Origin of the sequence: Nonomuraea harbinensis (assembly GCF_019396385.1) — a bacterium.
Classification (GTDB): Bacteria; Actinomycetota; Actinomycetes; order Streptosporangiales; family Streptosporangiaceae; genus Nonomuraea; species Nonomuraea ferruginea.
Genome location: NZ_JAHKRN010000005.1, coordinates 152,319 through 172,460, shown reverse-complemented (window position 1 = coordinate 172,460; position 20,142 = coordinate 152,319). Strand labels below are relative to the sequence as shown.

Below are 20,142 nucleotides of genomic sequence, written 5' to 3'. Positions count from 1 at the left end.
GTCAGGCGGGGCCGCGGCCGCTCCACTGGATCTCGTACGGCTGGAGCGTGACCTGCTTGCCGTCGACGGTGGCGGTCACGGCGGTGTCGGCGGTGTTGACCATGACGACCTGGCGTTCCTGGGCCAGGACGCGAATCCGCTTGTCGGAGGACTGGACCTGCACCAGCTGCGCGTGGGCGGGGAACCACTTGGTGAAGCCGCTGAGCAGGCCGGCCATGGGCATCTCCTCGCCGGTGCCGGACCGCCACAGGCAGCCGGCGCACTCGCCGCGGCCCCTGGTCTGCGGGTTCCAGTAGAGAGCCGTGGAGACACCGCTCTTGGCGAACTCCATGAGGGCCGTGGCCTGGACGGCGGTCCGCTTGTCCTCGGTCCAGCCGGAGTCGTCGGGCTCGACGTACCACTCGGCCCACCAGACCGGCAGGTCGCCGCTCTTCTGCCTGAGCCAGGTGCTGATCGCGCTGAACTTCTCCGTGGCCGCGAAGTCGTCGGGGACGTTGCCGCCGTCGGTGGTCATGGTGGCGCCGTCGACGACGATGAAGTCGGCGCCCTTCTTGTGCTCGATCCAGTACTCGATCGCGTCCAGCGCCCGCTGGTCGACGCTGCCGTACGTGCCCTTCAGCTCGGACGGCCTGTCGGCCTTGGAGCTCTCGATCGGCACGTAGGGGCCGCCGACCTTGATCTTCGGGTTGACCTTCTTGAGCGCGTCGTAGACCTTGTTGTAGAGCTCGGTGTAGCCCTCGGCGTCCCACCGGTTGGTGCTGGCGTTCCAGAAGCCCTTGAACTCGTTCCACACCATGTAGTACTCGACCGTCGGATACTGCTTGGCGACCCGGGCGGCGAGCTTGGCGTAGTCGTCGAAGTGTTCGGGCTTGACCGCGACCGTGTGGTTCTTCGACCAGTCGGTGCGGCCCGCCTGGCCGCCCTTCATCCAGTCGGGCGCGCAGCACAGCGTGATCACGGGGATGGACCGCGAGGACGCCATGAACTTCAGCCGCCTGTTGAGGTCGACGAAGTTGTACTGGCCGGGGCTCGGCTCGGGGTTGCCGGCGCCCCAGCCCATGATGTGCTGGTTCTGCAGCATCGGGACCCGGCCGAGGATCCCCCTGGCCGCCTCCCGGGCCACGCGGTCCTCGTTGTCGGCGCTGTATTGGGTGTGGGTGATGCCCCAGCGCGGCCAGTCGTCCACCGCCGGGGGCGGGTCGAGCTCGGGCGCGGGCTCGGCGGGCGCGGACGAGGCGATCTCGCCGCCGACGTAACTCGTGGGCCCGTCGTCCGGCTCCGAGCGGAGGCCGGCGTAGGTCAGGATGCCGGCGACCAGCAGGACCGCGACGACCCCCGCCCCGACGGCCAGCGGCCATGGCGACCGTTTGCGGGCATGCCTGCCGTCCGTCGGAATCACCCTGAACCCACCCTTCACGAACGTTCCAAACAAGGCCGAGCGCCAGGCCCTCGACCTTGTTCACCGTAACCGTCCGGGTTGCGAGTGGCTTGCGAACGGTCAGGACGATGGTGGCCGCTGGCCGCTCGCGGGTCCAGGAACCCCTGCATAACGGTACGGCACCGGTTGCCTACCCGGCTGCACCACGAGCAAGCTGCCGGTGTCGTCGGCGTAAAAAGCCGATTCCACGGCGGCCGCCACCTCGTCGGCCTCCAGCAAGGGGAATCCGGCGCTGATGAACAGCTCGCGCGCCTGGGCCACCAGCGGGGTGTCGGTGAAGCCGGGGCAGACGGCGGAGATGCGGATGTGCTCCTTGGCCAGCGGCGGGGCGAGGGCGCGGACGAGGCCGACGACGGCGTGCTTGGTCATCGTGTAGATCGGGTCGCCGTCGTAGCCGACCAGCCCGGCCAGCGACGCGGTGACCACGATGGCGCCGCCGCCGGAGCGCCGCAGCAACGGCAGGGCGGCGGTCACGCCGAAGACCACGCCGTCCACGTTCACCCCGACGGTCTTGCGGTACTGGGCCAGGTCGAAGGCGTTCAGGTCGACGCCGCTGGAGATGCCGGCGTTGAGGTGGACCAGGTCGAGCCGGCCGTAGGTGCTCTCGGCCAGTTCGACGGCCTGCCTGGACGCCTCCTCGGTGCGCACGTCGGCGGCCAGGGCGACGCCGCCGACCTCCTTGGCGAGCCGCTCGGCGCCGTCGCCGTCGAGGTCGACCAGGACGCACCTGGCGCCTCCCGTCGACAGGCGGCGGGCCACCGCGGCGCCGATGCCGCTCGCCGCTCCGGTGATCAGTGCAACAGTGCTCATGACGCTCCTCAGGGCGGTGGGTGTGACTGGCGTCGGATCAGGCGTGGCCGGCGGTCAGGACGGGCCGAGCATGCGGTGCGCGCGGGCGATCAGGGTGGGCACGGCGCCGCCGATGCGCTCGAACCCCTCCCCCACGGTCTTACCCTGGCGGAAGCGGGCGTGGATACCCTCCACGATGACCGCGAGCTTGAAGTTGCCGAGCGCGACGTAGAAGCCCAGTTCGGCGGTGTCGCGGCCGGAGACCTTCGCGTAGTGGGCGGCGAACTCGGCGGCGTTCAGGAAGCCGGGCGCGGCCGTCACGTCCCCGGCGACCGGGATCCCGGCCCGTTCCTCGTCCCCGGCATCCTGCCAGTACGTGAGCGTGAGCCCGAGGTCGGCGAGGGGGTCGCCGAGGGTCGACATCTCCCAGTCGACGACCGCGCGGATCTCCGGCTCCGGGCCGAGCCGCACCAGCGTGTTGTCGAGCCGGTAGTCGCCGTGCACGAGCGTGCCGTCCGAGTGTGCGGGCAGCCTCCGGCGCAGCCGCTCCGCCAGGCGGTCGAAGTCGGGCCGTTCCTCCGTCTTCGACCGCTCCCACTGCTTGCACCAGCGCTCGACCTGCCGGGCCAGGTAACCGTCGGGACGGCCGAAGCCGTCCAGCCCCGCCTCCCGGTAGTCGACGGCGTGGATGGCGGCCAGCACCTCGGCCAGCCGCTCGCTCAGCCTCCTGGTCCCCTCCGGCGGCAGGTCGCCGAGTTCCTCCCGGCCTCGCACCGCGGCGCCTTCCATGTACTCCATGAGGTAGAACGGCGCGCCGATGACGTCCTCGTCCGCGCAGAACGCGACCGGGCCGGGCACGGGCACCGGGGTCGGCGCCAGCGCGGAGATGACGCGCCACTCGCGCGCCATGTCGTGCGCGGTGGGCAGCACGTGGCCGAGCGGGGGCCGGCGCAGCACCACGCGGCGTTCGCCGGTCTCGATGAGGTAGGTCAGGTTGGACCTGCCCCCGGAGATGAGCGAGACGGACAGCGGCTCACCGGCGTCGGGCGCGTGGCGGCCCATCCAGGCGAACAGCCGGGGCCGGTCGATCCCAGGTACGGTCATGGTCTGATATTAGAACGTTATTCGGTTCTGAAAACCACCTGGGAGTTGCGTAACGTTCCGCACCTGCGAGAACAGGCGACACACCGATCCTTTAAGCTGAGTTTCCACATGTCTGCCGCCCCGAGGCATGTCGACAGTAGGAGCCCAGTGCAGGTCACCCTCGCTCATCCCAGAGAGCTGGGAGACGCCGAAATCAGCCGCTGGCGTGCTTTGCAGGAAAGCGACACGGCGTTCGACAACCCCTTCCTGTCTCCGGAGTTCACGCTCACCGTCGGTGAGCTGCGCGACGCCGTGCGGGTCGCGGTGATCCACGACGGGCCGGAGATCGTCGGATTCTTCCCGTTCGAGCGACACCCGCTGGGCATCGGCAAACCGGTGGCCGCGGGTCTGACCGACGCCCAGGGCATGATCTACGCCAAGGACCTCGAGATCGACCCGTTCAAGCTGCTGCGCAAGTGCGGGCTCAGCGTCTACGAGTTCGACCACCTGGTGATCGGGCAGCCCCTGCTGGGCGCCACCTACGAGACCTATCCGTCGCCGGTCATCGACCTGAGCGACGGCTACGGCCCCTACACCGAGTTCCTGCGGGCCAACTCCGGCAAGACCTACAAGACGACGCTGGCCAAGGAGCGCAAGCTCGGGCGCGAGGCCGGTGAGGTGCGCCACGAGTTCGCGATCGCCGACCCGGGACCGCTCCACACGCTGCTCAACTGGAAGACCGACCAGTACCGCCGCACCGGCCGCACCGACCGGTTCTCCCACCGGTGGATCGTCGAGCTGGTGGAGCGGCTGCAGGCGACCCGCGGCGAGAGCTTCGCCGGCGTGCTCGACATGGTCTACGTCGGCGACCGGCCGGTGGCCGGCCACTTCGGCGTCCGCACCCGCACCACCCTGGCCGGCTGGTTCCCCGCCTACGACACCGCCTTCGCCAAGTACTCCCCCGGCCTCATCCAGCACCTGGCGATGGCCGAGAAGGCCGCCGCCGCCGGCATCGAGCTGATCGACATGGGCCGGGGCGCCAAGGAGTACAAGGAGAAGCTCAAGACCGGCGAGCTCTCCGTCGCGGAGGGCCGCCTCGCCAGGCCCGGCCTCCCGGCCGGCGTCCACTGGATGATGCGGGTGCCCGCGCGCAGGGCCAGGGCCACCGTGCTGGCCCATCCGGTGCTCCACAGGACCGCCGACAAGGCGCTGAAGACCTACGGCCGGTTGCGGGCCAGGATGGCCGGATGAGGTTCCTGGAGGAGCGCACCGGCCGCCACTGCCTGCTCCTCCCCTCCAACCGGCTCGGTCTCTACCTGGCGCTGCGCCACTGGTGTTCGCCCGGCCAGCGGTTGCTCATGTCGCCGGTCTCCGCCGACGAGATCCTCTTCCTGGTGCTCGCCGCCGGGCTGTGCCCGGTGATCGCGCCGCTGTCGCCGCGCGACGGCAACATCGACGCCGCCCGCGCCGACCTCTCCTCCGTGGACGCGGTCCTGACGACCAATCTGTACGGGCTGCCCGACCAGGTGACGGCGTTCACCGGGAAGGTCCTCGTCGAGGACGTCGCCCACGCGATGGAGACCTCGGTCGGCGGCCGGCCCCTCGGCACGTTCGGCCTGGCCGGGGTGTTCAGCCTGGGCAAGCACGCCGCCGCCGGCTCGGGCGGGGTGCTGGCCGTGGCAGAGCGCGCCGACCTGAAGTCGCTGGAGCGGGCCCGCGACGCCCTGCTGCGGCCGGGGTCGCTGCGCGCGGAGCTGTTCGCCGTGGCCACCTCGATGGCCCGCCAGGCGGCGCTCCGGCTCGACCTGGTGCGCCCGGCGCTGTGGCTGATGCGGGCGCTGGGCCTGCAGGAGGAGCGCGAGGGCTACCGCATCGCGCTGATGGCCCGCGAGCTGGCCGAGGCGCTGCCGCGGGCGCCCTCGCTGCCGTCGTTCGACCCGTGGGTCCGGGCCGACCTGCACGACTACCGCGCCGCCCGGGGCCGGGTGTCCCGGTGGTACCAGACCAGGCGGGTGGCCAAGGTGCCGCGCGAACGCGAGCGCAGGCTGGCCGGGGTCGCCCTGCTCGCGTCGTTGCCGATCGCCGCCCCCGCCGTGCGCGACCACCTCGACCAGCCGTTGTTCAGGGTGCCGCTGCTGGTGCGCGACCGCGACGCCGCCATCGCCGAGCTGGAGCGGCGCGGGGTGGCGACCGGCTATCTCTACGACCCGCCGTACGACGACTACGCGCCGGGTCTCACCAAGCCCTCGCCCGACCCGACGCCGGCCCGCTGGTGGGCCCGGCACGTGCTGCCGGTCGACCCGCTGTACGCGCGCCGGGCGCTGCCTCTGCTGCGCGAGCTGGAGGCCGCCCCGGCGTTCAGCCTTCCCTGATCAGCTCGGCCAGGATCTGGCAGCCCCGCCGCACCTGCGCGAGCGAGGCTGAACCGTACCCGATGACCAGGCCGTGCACCCGCTCGACCCCGTGATGATGGCGTTCGGCCGTGTCGAGCAGCACCCCTCGCTCCGCGGCACGTTCCATGACGCGGGGGGCCAGCCCCGGCGGCAGCTCGGCCAGCACGTGCAGCCCGGCCGTGTCGCCGCGCAGGCGGCAGACCGGTCCCAGCGACTCCACCACCACGGCACGCCTGCGCGCGTACTCCAGGCGCATCCTGCGCAGGTGGCGGTCGAGGTCGCCGCGCTCCAGCAGGGTCGCCACCGCCTGCTGCACCGGCCCGCTGGTGCGGTCGGAGACGGCGCGGCGGATGATGGCGATCCTGTCGAGCAGCTCGGGCGTGCCGACCAGCCAGCCGACCCCGACGTCCGGCGCCAGCGACTTCGAGAGCGTGCCGAGCAGCACCACCCGCGACGGGTCGAGGCCGTAGAGCGCGGGCAGCGGGGCGACGTCGTAGCGGAACTCGGCGTCGTAGTCGTCCTCCACCACCGTGGCGCCGGTGCGCCTGGCCCACGCCAGCAGCCGCTCGCGGCGCGGGATCGGCAGCCGCCCGCCCAGCGGGTACTGGTGGGCGGGGGTCGTGTAGAGCACGCGCAGTCCGGCGGGCAGGTCGTCGACGATCACGCCGTCCTCGTCCACGGGGCAGGCCACCACCTCCGCTCCCCTGGCGGCGAACACCGTGCGGGCCACGTGGTAGCCCGGGTCCTCGACGCCCGCGCGGGTGCCCGCGCCGAGCAGCGCCTGCGCGCACAGGTCGAGGCCGTTGCCGGTGCCGCGGGTGACCAGGATGTTCTCCGGCCCGACGGCCACCGCCCTGGCCCTGCGCAGGTGATCGGCGAGCAGCTCCCTGAGCCTGGGCAGGCCGTAGGGGTCGGGATAGTCGCCCGGCGGCAGGTCGGCGGCCTTGCGCCAGGCCCGCTTCCAGGCGGCCACGTCGTAGTCGCGCACCCAGGGGCGGCCGGGCGACAGGTTGATCACGTGGTCGCCCGGCACCGCCCGCCGCGCCATCTTCGGGGCGGGCGCCTGCGCGGCGGCCGCCCCGTTGGCGCCGGGCGGTGTCTCCATCGAGGCCACGAACGTGCCGGAGCCGTGCCGTCCCTCCAGCCAGCCCTCGGCGTAGAGCTGCTGGTAGGCCTCGGTCACCACGGTGCGGCTGACCCCGAGCTGGGCGGCCAGTCCGCGCGAGGACGGCAGCCGCTCGCCGGTCGCGAGCGCGCCCGAGAGCATGGCGTCGCGCAGCCGGCCCGCGAGCTGGACGGTCAGCGGCACGTCGGACTCCCTGGACAGGGAGATCGGAAGGTCGACGAGGGCGCGCAAGTGGTCTCCGGGAAGGCGTTGATAGTGGCTCTCCAGGATAGGTCCACTTCGCGGCTACGGTCGACGCATGCTCTCCTCCACCGCTCGCACCCGGCTGGGCCGCTCGAAGGAGCGTGGCAGCACCGACAGGAACGATCTGTACGAGATCCTCGACGCGGGTCTGATCTGCCACCTGGGCGTGGTGGCCGACGGTTACCCGATGGTGGTGCCCACCGGCTACGGGCGCGTCGGCGACACCCTCTACCTGCACGGGTCGACGGGAGCCAGATCGCTCCGCGCGGCGGCCGGCGGGGAGGTGTGCGTGACGGTGACCCACCTCGACGGCATCGTGCTGGCCAGGTCGGTCTTCCACCACTCCGTCAACTACCGCTCCGCGATCGTCTACGGCCAGGCCAGGCTGGTGACGGACGAGGAGGAGCGGATGGCCGGCCTGCGCGCGCTGACCGAGCAGCTCGCGCCGGGCCAGTGGGACTACGCCCGGCCGCCGGACCGCAAGGAGCTGGCCGCCACCGCCGTGCTCGCCCTGCCGCTGGACGAGGCGTCGGTCAAGATCCGCCGTGGCGCGCCGAGCGACGAGGACGCCGACTACGCGCTGCCCATGTGGGCGGGGGTGCTCCCGCTCGTCACCGCCTGGGGCGAGCCGCTGCCCGACCCGGCGCTCGCAGACGGGATCGGCATACCGGTTCACATCAGTGACAGAAAGTAGTTCCATGAACAGGGGCGCACCTGGCAAACTCCTTCCCTAGATCACGCGTCTCAACTGGTGGGCCGACCCTGGTTAAAGAGGCGGACAAATGGAGTGGAGCGCACCCGGCTACACGGAGATCACGCAGCTCGGCGCGGGCGCCAGCGGCCGTGTCGTGCTGGCCGCGCACGAGGAGACCGGCGTCAAGGTCGCGATCAAGTACCTCTCCGAGAGGTTGCGACATGATCCCGCCGCGCTGGGCAGGTTCCGCTCCGAGGCGCGGCTGCTGACCACGCTGCGCGACCCGAACGTCGCCACGCTGTGGGAGTACATCCAGGATCCGCAGGGCGCCGCCATCGTCATGGAGCTGGTCAACGGCGTCCCGCTGCGCGCGCTGCTGCGCGAGAGCGGCCCGACCGGCGCGGAGGCGGCGCTGGTCGTCCTCAAGGGCTCGCTGCTCGGCCTGGCCGGGGCGCACGCGCTCGGCCTGGTCCACCGCGACTACAAGCCGGAGAACGTGATCGTCCGCGACGACGGCCACAGCAAGCTCGTCGACTTCGGCATCGCCGTCAAGCAGGGTCAGGCCACCCGGGCCGAGGGCACCCCGCCCTACATGGCGCCGGAGCTGTGGTCGGGCGAGCCCGCCACCCCGGCGACCGACGTGTACGCGGCCACGGCCGTGTTCTTCGAGTGCCTGACGGGTCACCGGCCCTACCGCTCGCCCGAGCCGAGCGTGCTGGGCTACCAGCACCTGCACGCCCCGGTGCCGGTGGACGACGCGCCCGAGCCGGTGCGTGAGCTGATCCGGCGCGGGCTGGCCAAGAGCCCCGCCGACCGGCCCGCCGGCGCCGAGGCGTTCGTCGCCGAGGTGGAGGAGGTCGCCAGGGCCGCCTACGGCGACGACTGGGAGGAGCGCGGCCGCCGGCGGCTGGCCGGGCTGGTGTTCCTGCTCGCGCTGCTGCTGCCCGAGCCCGCCGAGCCCGCCCCGCAGGTGACCACCACCCTGGCCCGCACGGTGTTCAGGGCAGCGCCGCGCAAGGCGGTGCGCGTCGCCATGGCGGGCGGGCTGGCCGCCGTGGTGGCCGCCGCCGTGGTGGTCGTGGCCGTCAACAGGGAGACGCCGACGCGGCTCGAACCCGTGGCCGCCGCGCCCTCCGAAGCGCCGTCGCCCACCCCGTCCCTGCCGCCGGCGGTGACTCCGCGGCCCTCCGGGGATCCCACCGCGGGCCCCTCCCCGGAGGACACGGCGCTCGGCCGCCTGCCGGTCATCGGCGACCCGGGATCCCCGGCCACCGCCACGGGCGGGTCGCCGGACCCCGCCGTCACCGGGGGCCCCGACCCGGTCGCGACCTCCACGGACGACCCCGGCGCCCCGCCGACCAGCACCCCGCCTTCCTCCGAGCCTCCGACCAGCGACCCGCCCTCCTCGGACCCGCCGACCAGCGCCCCGCCCTCCTCCGCCCCGCCCTCTTCCGACCCGCCGACGACGACCACGCCGACGGTGACTCCGACGGTGACTCCGACGGCGACTCCGACGGCGAGCACCCCGACGCCGAGCGACCCGGTCACGAGCGCGCCGCCCCTGACCGCGGTGTCCTCGCTCGTCGTGAACCGGCTGGCCGTCCGGGGCGCCGTCGCGGCGGGAGCGCTCACCGTCGACGCCACCGGCACCGGCCCCATCACCGCCCGCGCCACCTGGCGCGTCGCCGGTGAGGAGGTGCGCACCGAGCGGATCCGGCTCGGCGACGCCCGCACCTACACCCGCACCGTCTCGCACGACCTGGGCGAGCGCCCCTGCGGCAAGGACGTCACGCTCACCGTCGTCTCCGACCCGCCCGCACGCGGCGGGAACGGTTCGTCGACCGTGAGCGTGCCGCCCTGCCCGACCGAGGTGACCGGCCTGCGGGTGAGGCTGGCCATGGCGGGCGCGACCGCCAGAGCCACCGTGTCCATGCGCACCAGCGGCACCGGCGAGGTGCCGGTGGCGGCGGCCTTCGCGGTCAACGGCGACCAGGTCGCCACCCGGTCGGCCGAGGCGTCCGGGCGCACCTCGTACACCACGACGTTCCGGCACGCCTTCCGCAGCCGCCCGTGCGGCGCCACCGTCACGGTCCGGGTCACCGCCAAGGGCCGGACGGCCACCGGCAGCGCCGACGTCGTCTGCCCGATCGAGGTCAGGAGCGTCTCCGTCGTGCGCGCCGTGGCCGACGCGGGCGGGCTGACCGCCACGGTCGCCGTGAGAACCGGTGACACGCGGCCGGTCCGCCTCGTCGTGGGGTTCCAGGCCGGGAAGATCTCCGGTACGAGGCAGCTCACGCTGTCCGGCGCGACTTCGTACTCCAGGACGATCCGATACGCGGTCAAGACGCCCTGCGGGGCCTCCTGGCTGGTACGGGCGAGCACCCGGCCGGGAGCGGGCAACGGCGGCTCCCAGCGGGGCGGCACGCTGCCGGACTGTGAACCCGAGGTGACGAAGACTCCACAGCCGGAGATCGACTGAACCTCGCCCTTTCGAAATTCGGGATATCTGATGCCGGTAGGTGTGAAACGCCGGTTAAGCTACGCTCCGTCTGTTGAGGGTGGGGGCCCGGACGACCGTAGAGGAGACCGCTATGAACGGCGATGAGCGGTGGGGGGTCCCCGGTTACACCGAGGTCCGCGAGCTGGGCACCGGCGCCGCCGGCCGGGTGGTCCTGGCCACGCGCGACCACGACGGGGCCGAAGTCGCCATCAAGTACCTGTCCGACCGGCTGAGGGACGACGTCGGCTTCGTCGCCCGGTTCCGGCAGGAGGCCAGGCTGCTGGGCGCGATGCGCAGCCCGCACAACGCCAGGCTGATCGACTACGTCGAGACCGGGCACGGCGCGGCCATCGTCATGGAGCTGGTCAACGGCGTGTCGCTGCGCGAGCTGCTCCGCTCGGAGGGCCCGACGGGGCCCGAGGCCGCGCTGACCGTGCTGAAGGGCTCCTTACAGGGGCTCGCCGCGGCGCACGCGATGGGGATCGTGCACCGCGACTACAAGCCGGAGAACGTGATCGTCCAGGGCGACGGCGCCAGCAAGCTGGTCGACTTCGGCATCGCGGTGGCGGCCGGCATCGGCGCCAGCGCGGCCGGCACGCCGCCGTACATGGCGCCGGAGCAGTGGTCGGGCGCGCCGGCCTCTCCCGCGACCGACGTGTACGCGGCCACGGTGGTCTTCTTCGAGTGCCTGACCGGCGCCCGCCCCTACCGGGCGACCAACCTGGCCGCGCTGGCCCGCCAGCACCAGGCCACGCCGCCGCCCGTCGAGGAGGTGCCGCCGGCCCTGCAGGGCCTGGTCGAGCAGGGCCTGGCCAAGCGCACGGAAGAACGGCCGGCGTCCGCCGAGGCGTTCCTGGCGGAGCTGGAGACCGTCGCCCGCGAGGCGTACGGGACCGACTGGGAGGAGCGCGGCAGGCGGAGGCTGACGTCTCTGGCGGGCCTGCTCCTGCTGCTCTGGCCGGTGCCGCCCGAGGCTCCAGCGGAGGCGGTCACCACGCTGGCCGAGACCCGCTTCGAAGGCCCGGCCAAGCTGCTGAGCAAGGTGTCCGCCAAGGCCGCGATCACCACGGCCTGCGTCGGGGTGGCGATCGCGGTGGCGGTGGTGCTGGTGAACCCGTGGAAGGGCGACACCGCCCTGCGCGCGCAGACCACCACGGCCACGCCCACCCCGTCGGCCTCCAGCGCCGAGCCGGTGGAGACCGACACCTTGGAGCCGGTCGAGACGGAGACGCCCGAGGAGCCGACGCCGGAGGCGACGACGCCGCAGCCGACCACGTCCGTCGCGCCCGTCGCCCAGCCCACGGCCACCCGTCCCACGGCACGGCCCACGGTGCGGCCGACTGTGCGGCCGACTGTGCGGCCGACCAGGACCAGGAAGCCCACGGCCCGGCCGACCCGGACCCCGGTGAAGACCCCGGTGTCCACCCCGGTCGAGACGCCGGAGACCAGGCTGTCCGGCAAGGCCGACACCGGCAACCGGGGCACCGCCGCGCCCACGCAGCCCTCCGCCACGCCCACGCGGCAGACGCCGACGCGGCAACCCACGCGGACGCCGTCCACACCGCCGACCACGCCCAGCCCGTCCGAGAGCCCGACCGGCGGCGAGCCGCCCAGGAGCACGCCCACGGTGATCATCGACTAGGGAGCGGCACCGACCGGAACGGGTGACGTCCGGTGCGGTTCCCGTCAAACTGGCGGTAAGGCGACGCAAGTCGGGGCGTCACCACAGGAAGATCTGACGCTCCGGGGGGGCAGACGGCGATGAGCAATCCGAGACAGGGGATCGCCGGGTTCCGGCTGACCGAGCACACCTGGATCACCGAGCTGGGCAACTGGATCGACGCGATCTCGCCCGACGGCCGCAGGGCCGGGGCGCTGCTGTTCGACTCCAGGATCATCGAGCTGCCCGGGGTGCGCGACCGGGTGGTGTCGGCGGTGCTGACCGACCGCCGGCTCGTCATGGGCGGGCTCGGCGGGCTGATCCCGGTCGCCGACGTGGTGGCGGCCGGCGAGCAGGTGTGGCTGCTCACCGCGCAGGCGGTCACGCCCACCCTGGCGAGCCTGCTGGCGGCCGGCACCGTGGAGGCGGGCGGCGCGGCGGCGGTGCTGGCCGACACCTCTCAGACCCTGCTCGCGCTGCACGCGTCGGGGGTGACGCACGGCTCGGTGCACCCGGGCACCGTCGTGGTCACGGCCGACGGCGCCGCGCTGCTGTCGGAGCGCGGGCTGGCCGACGCCATCCGGGGCGAGATCTCGCCGCCGGACCGCGACGTCTCCGGCTGGGCGGCGCTGGCACGCGGGCTCGCCGGCGCCTGCCAGCGCGGGGCGCCGCAGGCCGCGGCGGCGTTCGAGCGGGCCGCGGCCGCGGCCACCACCCACGGGCTGGCGGCGGCCAGGAGCGGCCTGCTCGCCGAGTCGCACGTGCTGCCCGGCGGCATGATCACCCGTGACCGGCTGGCGCAGGCGGCACGCGGCCAGTCGATGTTCGCGCAGCCCGCCGCGTACGGCATGCCGGCCCCGGCCGGGCAGGAGCGCGACGAGGGCGACATCGTCACCCTGCTGCACGTCCCGCAGGGACGCGAGAGCGCGGGCCGCACCACGCACGCCGGTCAGGCGACCACCAGTCCCAGCCCCGGCGGCGGGGAGGCGATGCGGTTCGGGCCAGGCGTCGGCGCGGCCCGGCAGGAGTCCACGGCCGAGCGGATCTGGCGCGAGGGCGCCTCCCCCGCGCGGAACGGCAGGGCCAGGGCGGTGCGCGCGCGACGCCGCCGGACGATCGTGTCGGCGTTCGTGTTCGCGGCCGTGATGGCCGGGGCGATCCTGGCCTGGCTGCGGCTCGGCGGTGGCGACGACACACCCGTGGCGGTGGAGAAGGTGACCGTCACCACGTCGGAGAAGACGCTGGGCTGCGACAGCGACGCGTTCGTCTCGGGCCGGATCGACACCAACGGCGGGGCCGGCGAGATCCGCTACGAGTGGCGGATGAACCTCGACAAGGACGTCGAGGAGGGCACCCTGCGCGCCACGGCCGGCACCACCTCCTACGACGTCGACCTGACGTGGCGGCTCCAGGGCGAGCGTACCGCCAAGGCCACGGCCACGTTACGGGTGCTCTCTCCCGGCCCGGCCCGCACCGCGAAGACGACCTTCACCTACAAGTGCTGAATGCGCACCAAAGCGGTTGTTTACTACGCTGACGTGCATGACCTCGCAGACCCCCGCGGGCTGGTACCCCGACCCGTACGGCTCTCCGCAACTGCGGTGGTGGGACGGCAGCCAGTGGACCGACGCCACCCATCCGATGGAGCAGGGCCCGATGGATCGAGGCCCGACGCAGCAGGGCCAGACGGATCAGGGGCCGGCGCACCAGCAGCCCTCAGGACCCCAGCCGGCCTCCGGCCCGCAGCAGCACGGCAGCCGGCCGCCTGACTGGCCGCCGGCGGGGGCCAACCCCACGCTCGCCTACGGCCAGCCTCCGCCCCAGGGCCAGCCCCCTTCCGGCCAGTCAGGTCCGTACGGGCAGACCGGGCCTTCCGGCCAGTCTGGACCGTACGAGCAGTCCGGTCCTTATGGGCAGTCGGGTCCGCAGCAGGGCGCGTTCGGGCATCCCGGCGGCCAGCAGGCCCCGTACGGGCAGCCGGGAGGGCAGCAGTACGGCCAGCAGGGCCCGTACGGACAGCAGGGCTCCTACGGGCAGCAGTCGTGGGACGCTCCCGGCTACGGCCCGCCGCCCAAGCAGAGCAACCCGATGCCGTGGATCATCGGCGGGGCGGCGGCACTGCTCGTGGTGGCCCTCCTCGTGGTGGCCGCCGTCGTCTTCGTCAACAGCACCGGTGACCCGGCGGCCGCGCCGACGACGTCCCAGAGCCAGACCGAGGAGCCGGCGGAGACCGAGGACCCGGACCCGGCGCCCTCGACCGATCCCCCGCCCTCGACCGACCCGCCGCAGAGCTCCGCCGAGCTCCCGCAGCCGGTGGACGGCCGCATCACCGACGCCAAGCTGGGGGTCTCGTACGAGGTGCCGGACACCTGGGACGTGCCGCGCGCGTCCGCGATCAACAGCACCCAGCCGGGGGCCCAGCTGTGGAGCAGCGGCGTGCAGAAGATCTCGCAGGAGAAGTTCGACGGCCGGTCCGACTGGATCGGCAACGTCTTCACCGGGGCGCTCAGCGACCGCTACCCCTACCCCGGCGCCGCCGGGATCGGGCTGACGGCCAAGGCGGTCTACGCCGACTTCAACAACAGGTACTACTCGCTCCAGCACACCAGCAAGATCGTCAAGGACCAGGCGATCAAGATCGGTGACCGGGACGCCTGGCTGGTGCAGTTCGAGATGGACTTCACCCAGATCTCCGAGGAGAAGGGCTACCAGTGGAAGAAGGAGAACGGCGCGGTCGTGCTCATGGACCGCGGTGAGGGCGAGCGGCCGGGACTCATCTACGTCTCGGTGCCCGACAACCTCGGCACCGACGTGGTCGACAAGGTGGTGAGCTCGCTCAAGCCCGCGTGACGAGTGGCACTAGGCTGGTGGCATGAGCAGGCGGACGGGTCGCTCCGGGCCGCTGCGGCGAGGAGTACGCATGAGTGATTCCCTGGTCTGGATCGACTGCGAGATGACGGGTCTCGACCTCGGGCGCGACGCGCTCGTCGAGGTGGCGTGCATCGTCACCGACAGCGAGCTCAACCAGCTCGACAGCGGCGTGGATGTGATCATCAAGCCGCCGCCGGAGTCACTGGAGCAGATGTCGGGGGTCGTCCGCGAGATGCACACCGCGTCGGGGCTGCTGCCGGAGCTGGCGACCGGGGTCACGCTGGCCGAGGCCGAGTCGCTGGTGCTCGACTACATCCGGCGCCACGTCCCCGAGCCGAAGAAGGCTCCGCTGTGCGGCAACTCGATCGGCACCGACCGCACGTTCCTGGCCAGGGACATGCCGGCGGTCGACGCCTACCTCCACTACCGCATGGTCGACGTGTCGTCGATCAAGGAGCTGTCGCGGCGGTGGTATCCCCGCGTCTACTTCGCCGCGCCCGAGAAGCAGGGCGGCCACCGGGCTCTGGCCGACATCCTGGAGAGCATCCGGGAGCTGCGTTACTATCGGGCTGCCGTGTTCGTCGGCCAGCCCGGGCCTGACTCGGCGACGGCCCGGACACTCGCGGAGCGTGTCAGCGGTTAACGGGTGGCGTGAAGACTCCCGAACACCGCTACACTCTTCCTGTGCCGTTCTTGCGGACGGCGCGATGGTGGGTGTAGCTCAGTTGGCAGAGCGCCAGGTTGTGGTCCTGGATGTCGAGGGTTCAAGTCCCTTCACTCACCCCAGAGGGCAACGGCCGGTTCTTCGGGACCGGCCGTTGCCGTTTTCTTCCGACAACTCCCCAAAAACATGTCAATGCGAGTTATGCTCGCTGTCTACCGCTAACGCCGGTTGGTTGGGGGGACTCGGCGATCTGACCGTCTGCGCGCCCCGGAGGCCGGATGAGAGTCGACGACGCAGCGTTCGACAGCGCGTTCACGTCCTTGAGCAAGCGTGAGGCCGAGGTCATGGACCTGATCGCGACAGGACAGTCCAACAGCCAGATCGCACAGCGACTGTTTCTCAGCGAGAAAACGGTCAAGAACCACGTCAACCGCATCTATGCCAAGCTCGGCGTGGACTCCCGCGTCCGTGCCATCGGCCTCTGGCGGTCCCGTACCACGGAGTGATCCCGTTTCGGAGCGTGCGCGCCCTCCCCTGAGGCGCGCGCGCTCGGACAGAGGCGGCTACGGAGCCGTCTCCAGGAGGGCGGACAGGGCCGTGAGGCCGTGGTCCACGTCCTGCTCCGGGATGTTGAGCGCCGGGCGCAGGCGGACCGACCTGGGCCCGCACGGCAGGACCAGGACTCCCGCCTCCTCGCGCAGCCGGGTGACCAGGGCGTCCCTGTCGGACGGCGCCGGCAGGTCGAAGGCGCACATGAGCCCGCGCCCCCGGACGCCGGACACGGTCTCCGGGTGCTCGGCCTCCAGCTTGGTCAGCCGCTCCAGGATGGTGGTGCCGAGGGCGGCCGCCCGCGGGATGAGCCCGTCGCGTTCGACGATCTCCAGGATGCCGCGGCTGCGCACCATGTCGACCAGCCCGCCGCCCCAGGTGGAGTTGATCCGCCCGCTGCGTTCGAAGACGTTGCCGGGCACCTCGTCCACGCGCCGCCCCGCCATGATGCCGCCGACCTGGACCTTCTTGGCGAAGGCCACGATGTCCGGCTGCAGCCCGAGCTGCTGGTAGGCCCAGGGGGTGCCGGTGGTGCCGCCGCCCGTCTGCACCTCGTCCAGGACGAACAGGGCGTCGTGCTCGTGGCACAGGTCCTGCATGGCCCGCAGGAACTCCGGCCGCATGTGGTTGTCGCCGCCCTCGCCCTGGATGGGCTCGGCGATGAAGCAGGCGATGTCGTGCGGATGCCGTTCGAAGGCGGCGCGGGCCTGGGCCAGCGCGCGCTCCTCGGCCGCCTCGACGTCGCCTGCGTGGATGGCGGGCACCTCGACGCGCGGCCAGTCGAAGGTGGGGAACCGGTCGGTCTTGACCGGATCGGTGTTGGTCAGGCTCAGCGTGTAGCCGCTGCGGCCGTGGAAGGCCTGGGTGAGGTGGAGGACCCGGGTGCCGAGCTCGCGCGGGCGACCGGCGGCCTCGTTGCGGCGGCTCTTCCAGTCGAAGGCGACCTTGAGCGCGTTCTCCACGGCCAGCGCGCCGCCCTCGACGAAGAACAGGTGGGGCAGGGCGGGGTCGCCGAGCACCCGGGTGAAGGTGTCGACGAAGTCGGCGAGGTGCTCGGTGTACATGTCGGGGTTGGCCGGCTTGTTGCGGGCGACCTGGCCGAGCAGGCGGGCGAAGTCGGGGTCGAAGGGCGGGTTCACGCCGAGCGGCGCGGAGGCGAAGAACGTGTAGAAGTCGAGGTAGCGCCGGCCGTCGCGGGCGTCGACGAGCCACGAGCCCTGGCTGAGTTCGAGGTCGAGTACGAGCCTGTATCCGTCGACGAGCAGGTGGCGGGCAAGGCGGGCGTGAACGTCCATGTCTCCTCCGCATTCGGCCGGACATGCCATATATTCCCCACCGTAACCCGGATTCATCCATAAAATTTACGGATCATCTCCCCATTAGGCTATCTTTTTCAACCGGAAAGACAGCGCGATCAGCGTGATCCCGTACAGCAGCGCGAAGATCCCGACCAGCCAGACGAGGCTGAGCAGCCCGGCGGCCGGCCAGAGCAGGAGCAGCACGCCGAAGATGACCGACAGCACGCCGCCCAGGATGAGCATCCACTCGTTGGAGATGACCTTGCGCAGCTGGATCCCGTCCGCGATCTCCGCGATGCCGGTGAAGATCGCCCAGAGGGCGATGAGGTACAGCAGCACGAGCGAGGTGATGCCCGGCCAGATGAAGGCGGCGAGGCCGGCCAGGATGCCGATGACGCCGAGGGCCACGGCCCACGCCCGCGACCGCACCTCGTGGCGGTACGCGGAGTAGATCGCGACGATGCCGTCGACGATCGCGTAGGCGCCGAAGAAGATCACCAGCACCAGCAGGGTGATGCCCGGCCAGATCAGTGCCAGGATGCCGAAGATCACGGCCGCGATGCCCCGGACGAGCGGCATCCACCAGGTACGCGCGAGTTGCTGCTCCATTCTTCCCTGATGTCCGCGCGAGCCGTCGGGGCATCCCTCGGCATGGTCAAGAATGGGCGATCATTGGGAGTAGACCACGATCGACACCGCGACGTACTGCACCAGGTAGGCGGCCAGGGTGAAGGCGTGGAACACCTCGTGGTAGCCGAACCAGCGGGGCGAGGGATCCGGCCGGCGCAGCCCGTACACGACGGCGCCGGCGCTGTAGAAGACGCCGCCGACGGCGACCAGCACCACGGCGGCCACCCCGGCGCCCCGCAGGAGCTGCGGCATCACGAAGATCGCGGTCCAGCCGAGCGCGAGATACAGGACGGTGTAGAGCCAGCGCGGCGCGCCCATCCACAGCACCCTGAACAGCACGCCCGCGAGCGCCCCGCCCCAGGTGACGGCGAGCACGGCGATCCGCGCGGCGCCGTCGAGCGCGAGCAGCGCGAACGGCGTGTACGTGCCCGCGATGATCAGGTAGATGTTGGCGTGGTCGAACCGGCGCAGCCACTCGGCGAGCCTGGGGCCGAGCGTGCCGCGGTGATAGGTGGCCGAGATGCCGAAGAGCAGCCCTGAAGTGATCGCGTAGACGGCCGAGGCGAGGCGGGCCTGGAGGGTCGGGCCGAGCGCCACGAGCACGATGCCCGCGATCATGGTCACGGGCAACGCTCCCGCGTGCAACCACCCCCGCAGAATGGGCTTAACGGAGATCGTCGTCATATAACCTACGGTACCGTAAGTTAGAGTCCGTTCAAGAAGCGGGCGGCGATCGGCACCGCCGCCGACCGGCCCGAGCCGCCGTGCCTGACGAAGACGGAGAAGGCCAGGTCGCCGCGGTAACCGATGAACCACGCGTGCGGGGCGCCGTCCACGACCTCGGCGGTGCCGGTCTTGCCCGAAAGGTCACCGGGCAGCCCCGCGCCGCCGGCCGTGCCGTGGTCCACGACCGCGCGCATCATCGCCCGCAGCCCGGCCACCACTCCCTGGTCCAGCTCCACGGGGTCGGGTGCGGGGCCGTCGATGCGGGTGGCCTCCTTCTCCGGCACCAGCCTGGGCGCCCGCCAGGTGCCGTTCTGCACCGCGGCGGCGACCGTCGCCATGCAGAGCGGGCTGGCCGTGACCGAGCCCTGCCCGATGGCGTCGGCGGCGCGCTGGTCGGGCCCGTCCGCCTCCTGGATCGAGCCGCAGAAGCCGCCCGCGCCGGTCGGCAGCGCGCGCCCGAAGCCCCACCGGGAGGCCGTCTCCGGCAGGTCGGCCACGCCCAGCCGGGCGAGCGACTGCTCGACGAACGTGGTGTTGCAGGAGTACGCGAACGCGTCGGTGAAGGAGACGGCGCCGCGCGCCACCTCGCCGTCGTTGCGGAGGGTGCGATGGCCGGGGATCGTGTACGTGCCGGGACACGCCACCTGGTCACCCGGGCCGAGCCCCGACTCCAGCAGCGCCGCGGCCGTGATGACCTTGAACGTGGAGCCGGGCGGGAACACGTCCTTCAACGCGCTGAAGCCGCTCTTCAGCCGGTCGGCCACCGCGAGGATGTCGCCGCTGCTGGGCTGGATCGCCACGATGGCCGCGTCGGAGCTCGCGTCGAGCGCCCGCGCGGCCGCCGCCTGCACCGAGCGCGACAGCGTGGTCCGCTGGCGCCGGGTCTCCGGCCGCGCGCTCAGCAGCTCCCGGTCCGGCTTCCCCGGCGCCTTGGCCACCAGCACCCAGCCCACCGGCTCGCCCTCCTCCCGGTCGTCGCGCAGCGGCCGCAGGTGGGCGTCGGCGTAGCTGTTGTGCGGGATCTTGTCGCCCTCCCTGGTGACCTGCTCGGCCGGGGAGCCGAACAGCTCGACGAGCTCGATCGTGCCGCCGTCCTTGAGCAGCGGGTGCAGGGTCTCGGGCTGCCAGAGGACCTTCCACTGCCGGTCGCGCACCGCCAGCCTGAGCGTGCCGTCGAACGGCCACTCGCCCAGCTCCTCCAGCTCCCTGACCCCGGTGAACGTCACCTCGGCCGTCTCCTCGCCGGTGCGTTCGACGTCCCCGGGCTCCAGCCGCAGCCGCTCCACGCCGAGGGCGCCGCCCATCGCCTCGTGCCACTGCCTGAAGTCGCCGGGAGGCCGGTCCACCAGCCGCGACATGGCGACCACGTCGCCGTCCCGCCAGGCCTGGAAGTACGCGGCCGAGGTGTCGGCGGCGCTGCCCTCGACGCCGCCGGCGGCCGAGACCGCGAAAGCCACTGCGGCGATAACGGCCACAAC

General features: G+C 72.3%; 17 protein-coding genes and 1 tRNA gene. 10 read left to right on the top strand and 8 right to left on the bottom strand.

The window, feature by feature from the left end:
• Nucleotide 1: 1 nt before the first annotated feature.
• The 3 genes from KME79_RS07385 to KME79_RS07375 form a co-directional block, all read right to left on the bottom strand.
• Complete coding sequence (locus KME79_RS07385) at nt 2-1,399, bottom strand: GH39 family glycosyl hydrolase (protein ID WP_148029644.1); 1,398 nt, start codon at nt 1,397-1,399, stop codon at nt 2-4.
• A 99-nt stretch (nt 1,400-1,498) separates the two neighbouring features.
• Entirely contained in the window at nt 1,499-2,248 is a 750-nt protein-coding gene (locus KME79_RS07380) for an SDR family oxidoreductase (RefSeq protein WP_219543808.1), read from the bottom strand.
• Nucleotides 2,249-2,302: 54 nt separating this feature from the next.
• On the bottom strand, nt 2,303-3,331 hold the full coding sequence (locus KME79_RS07375) for a phosphotransferase family protein (RefSeq protein WP_219543807.1): 1,029 nt from the start codon (nt 3,329-3,331) through the stop codon (nt 2,303-2,305).
• Between the two features lie 147 nt (nt 3,332-3,478).
• Between KME79_RS07375 and KME79_RS07370 the strand changes: the two genes are divergently transcribed.
• Nucleotides 3,479-4,561, top strand: a complete 1,083-nt coding sequence (locus KME79_RS07370) for a GNAT family N-acetyltransferase (RefSeq protein ID WP_308248826.1) — start codon at nt 3,479-3,481, stop codon at nt 4,559-4,561.
• Complete coding sequence (locus tag KME79_RS07365) at nt 4,558-5,682, top strand: DegT/DnrJ/EryC1/StrS family aminotransferase (protein WP_219543806.1); 1,125 nt, start codon at nt 4,558-4,560, stop codon at nt 5,680-5,682. Before KME79_RS07370 ends, KME79_RS07365 begins: the two co-directional genes overlap by 4 nt.
• Here the strand turns inward: KME79_RS07365 and pdxR are convergent.
• Nucleotides 5,669-7,060: a MocR-like pyridoxine biosynthesis transcription factor PdxR gene (pdxR, locus tag KME79_RS07360; protein ID WP_219543805.1), complete on the bottom strand. Its 1,392-nt coding sequence runs from the start codon at nt 7,058-7,060 to the stop codon at nt 5,669-5,671. The two genes, KME79_RS07365 and pdxR, sit on opposite strands and share 14 nt — an antisense overlap.
• 67 nt (nt 7,061-7,127) lie before the next feature.
• Between pdxR and KME79_RS07355 the strand changes: the two genes are divergently transcribed.
• The 8 genes from KME79_RS07355 (at nt 7,128) to KME79_RS07320 (ending at nt 15,967) form a co-directional block, all read left to right on the top strand.
• The gene (locus KME79_RS07355; RefSeq protein WP_219543804.1) at nt 7,128-7,766 is read left to right on the top strand and encodes a pyridoxamine 5'-phosphate oxidase family protein; all 639 of its coding nucleotides are present in this window, start codon (nt 7,128-7,130) and stop codon (nt 7,764-7,766) included.
• Nucleotides 7,767-7,854: 88 nt separating this feature from the next.
• Complete coding sequence (locus KME79_RS07350) at nt 7,855-10,245, top strand: serine/threonine-protein kinase (protein ID WP_219543803.1); 2,391 nt, start codon at nt 7,855-7,857, stop codon at nt 10,243-10,245.
• Between the two features lie 112 nt (nt 10,246-10,357).
• Nucleotides 10,358-11,908 carry a protein kinase domain-containing protein gene (locus tag KME79_RS07345; protein ID WP_246639419.1) on the top strand — a complete coding sequence of 517 codons (1,551 nt, stop codon included), beginning with the start codon at nt 10,358-10,360 and terminating at the stop codon, nt 11,906-11,908.
• A gap of 119 nt (nt 11,909-12,027) precedes the next feature.
• A complete protein-coding gene (locus KME79_RS07340) occupies nt 12,028-13,431 on the top strand; it encodes a protein kinase family protein (protein ID WP_219543802.1) in 1,404 nt (467 codons plus the stop codon).
• Nucleotides 13,432-13,468: 37 nt separating this feature from the next.
• On the top strand, nt 13,469-14,776 hold the full coding sequence (locus KME79_RS07335; RefSeq protein ID WP_219543801.1) for a DUF2510 domain-containing protein: 1,308 nt from the start codon (nt 13,469-13,471) through the stop codon (nt 14,774-14,776).
• A gap of 70 nt (nt 14,777-14,846) precedes the next feature.
• Complete coding sequence (orn, locus tag KME79_RS07330) at nt 14,847-15,440, top strand: oligoribonuclease (protein WP_148029634.1); 594 nt, start codon at nt 14,847-14,849, stop codon at nt 15,438-15,440.
• Between the two features lie 67 nt (nt 15,441-15,507).
• Nucleotides 15,508-15,583 (top strand) — tRNA-His (locus KME79_RS07325).
• A gap of 156 nt (nt 15,584-15,739) precedes the next feature.
• Nucleotides 15,740-15,967 carry a helix-turn-helix domain-containing protein gene (locus KME79_RS07320; RefSeq protein WP_148029633.1) on the top strand — a complete coding sequence of 76 codons (228 nt, stop codon included), beginning with the start codon at nt 15,740-15,742 and terminating at the stop codon, nt 15,965-15,967.
• 57 nt (nt 15,968-16,024) lie between these two features.
• Here the strand turns inward: KME79_RS07320 and lat are convergent, their stop codons facing one another.
• The 4 genes from lat to KME79_RS07300 all read right to left on the bottom strand — a co-directional run bounded on the left by lat (nt 16,025) and on the right by KME79_RS07300 (nt 20,121).
• Nucleotides 16,025-17,305, bottom strand: coding sequence for an L-lysine 6-transaminase (gene lat / locus KME79_RS07315; protein ID WP_219543800.1), 1,281 nt, complete (start codon nt 17,303-17,305; stop codon nt 16,025-16,027).
• Between the two features lie 84 nt (nt 17,306-17,389).
• Nucleotides 17,390-17,917, bottom strand: coding sequence for an HdeD family acid-resistance protein (locus KME79_RS07310; protein WP_219543799.1), 528 nt, complete (start codon nt 17,915-17,917; stop codon nt 17,390-17,392).
• A 60-nt stretch (nt 17,918-17,977) separates the two neighbouring features.
• Nucleotides 17,978-18,622 carry a PAQR family membrane homeostasis protein TrhA gene (gene trhA, locus KME79_RS07305; RefSeq protein WP_219543798.1) on the bottom strand — a complete coding sequence of 215 codons (645 nt, stop codon included), beginning with the start codon at nt 18,620-18,622 and terminating at the stop codon, nt 17,978-17,980.
• Nucleotides 18,623-18,642: 20 nt separating this feature from the next.
• Nucleotides 18,643-20,121, bottom strand: coding sequence for a penicillin-binding transpeptidase domain-containing protein (locus tag KME79_RS07300; protein ID WP_219543797.1), 1,479 nt, complete (start codon nt 20,119-20,121; stop codon nt 18,643-18,645).
• Nucleotides 20,122-20,142: the final 21 nt, after the last annotated feature.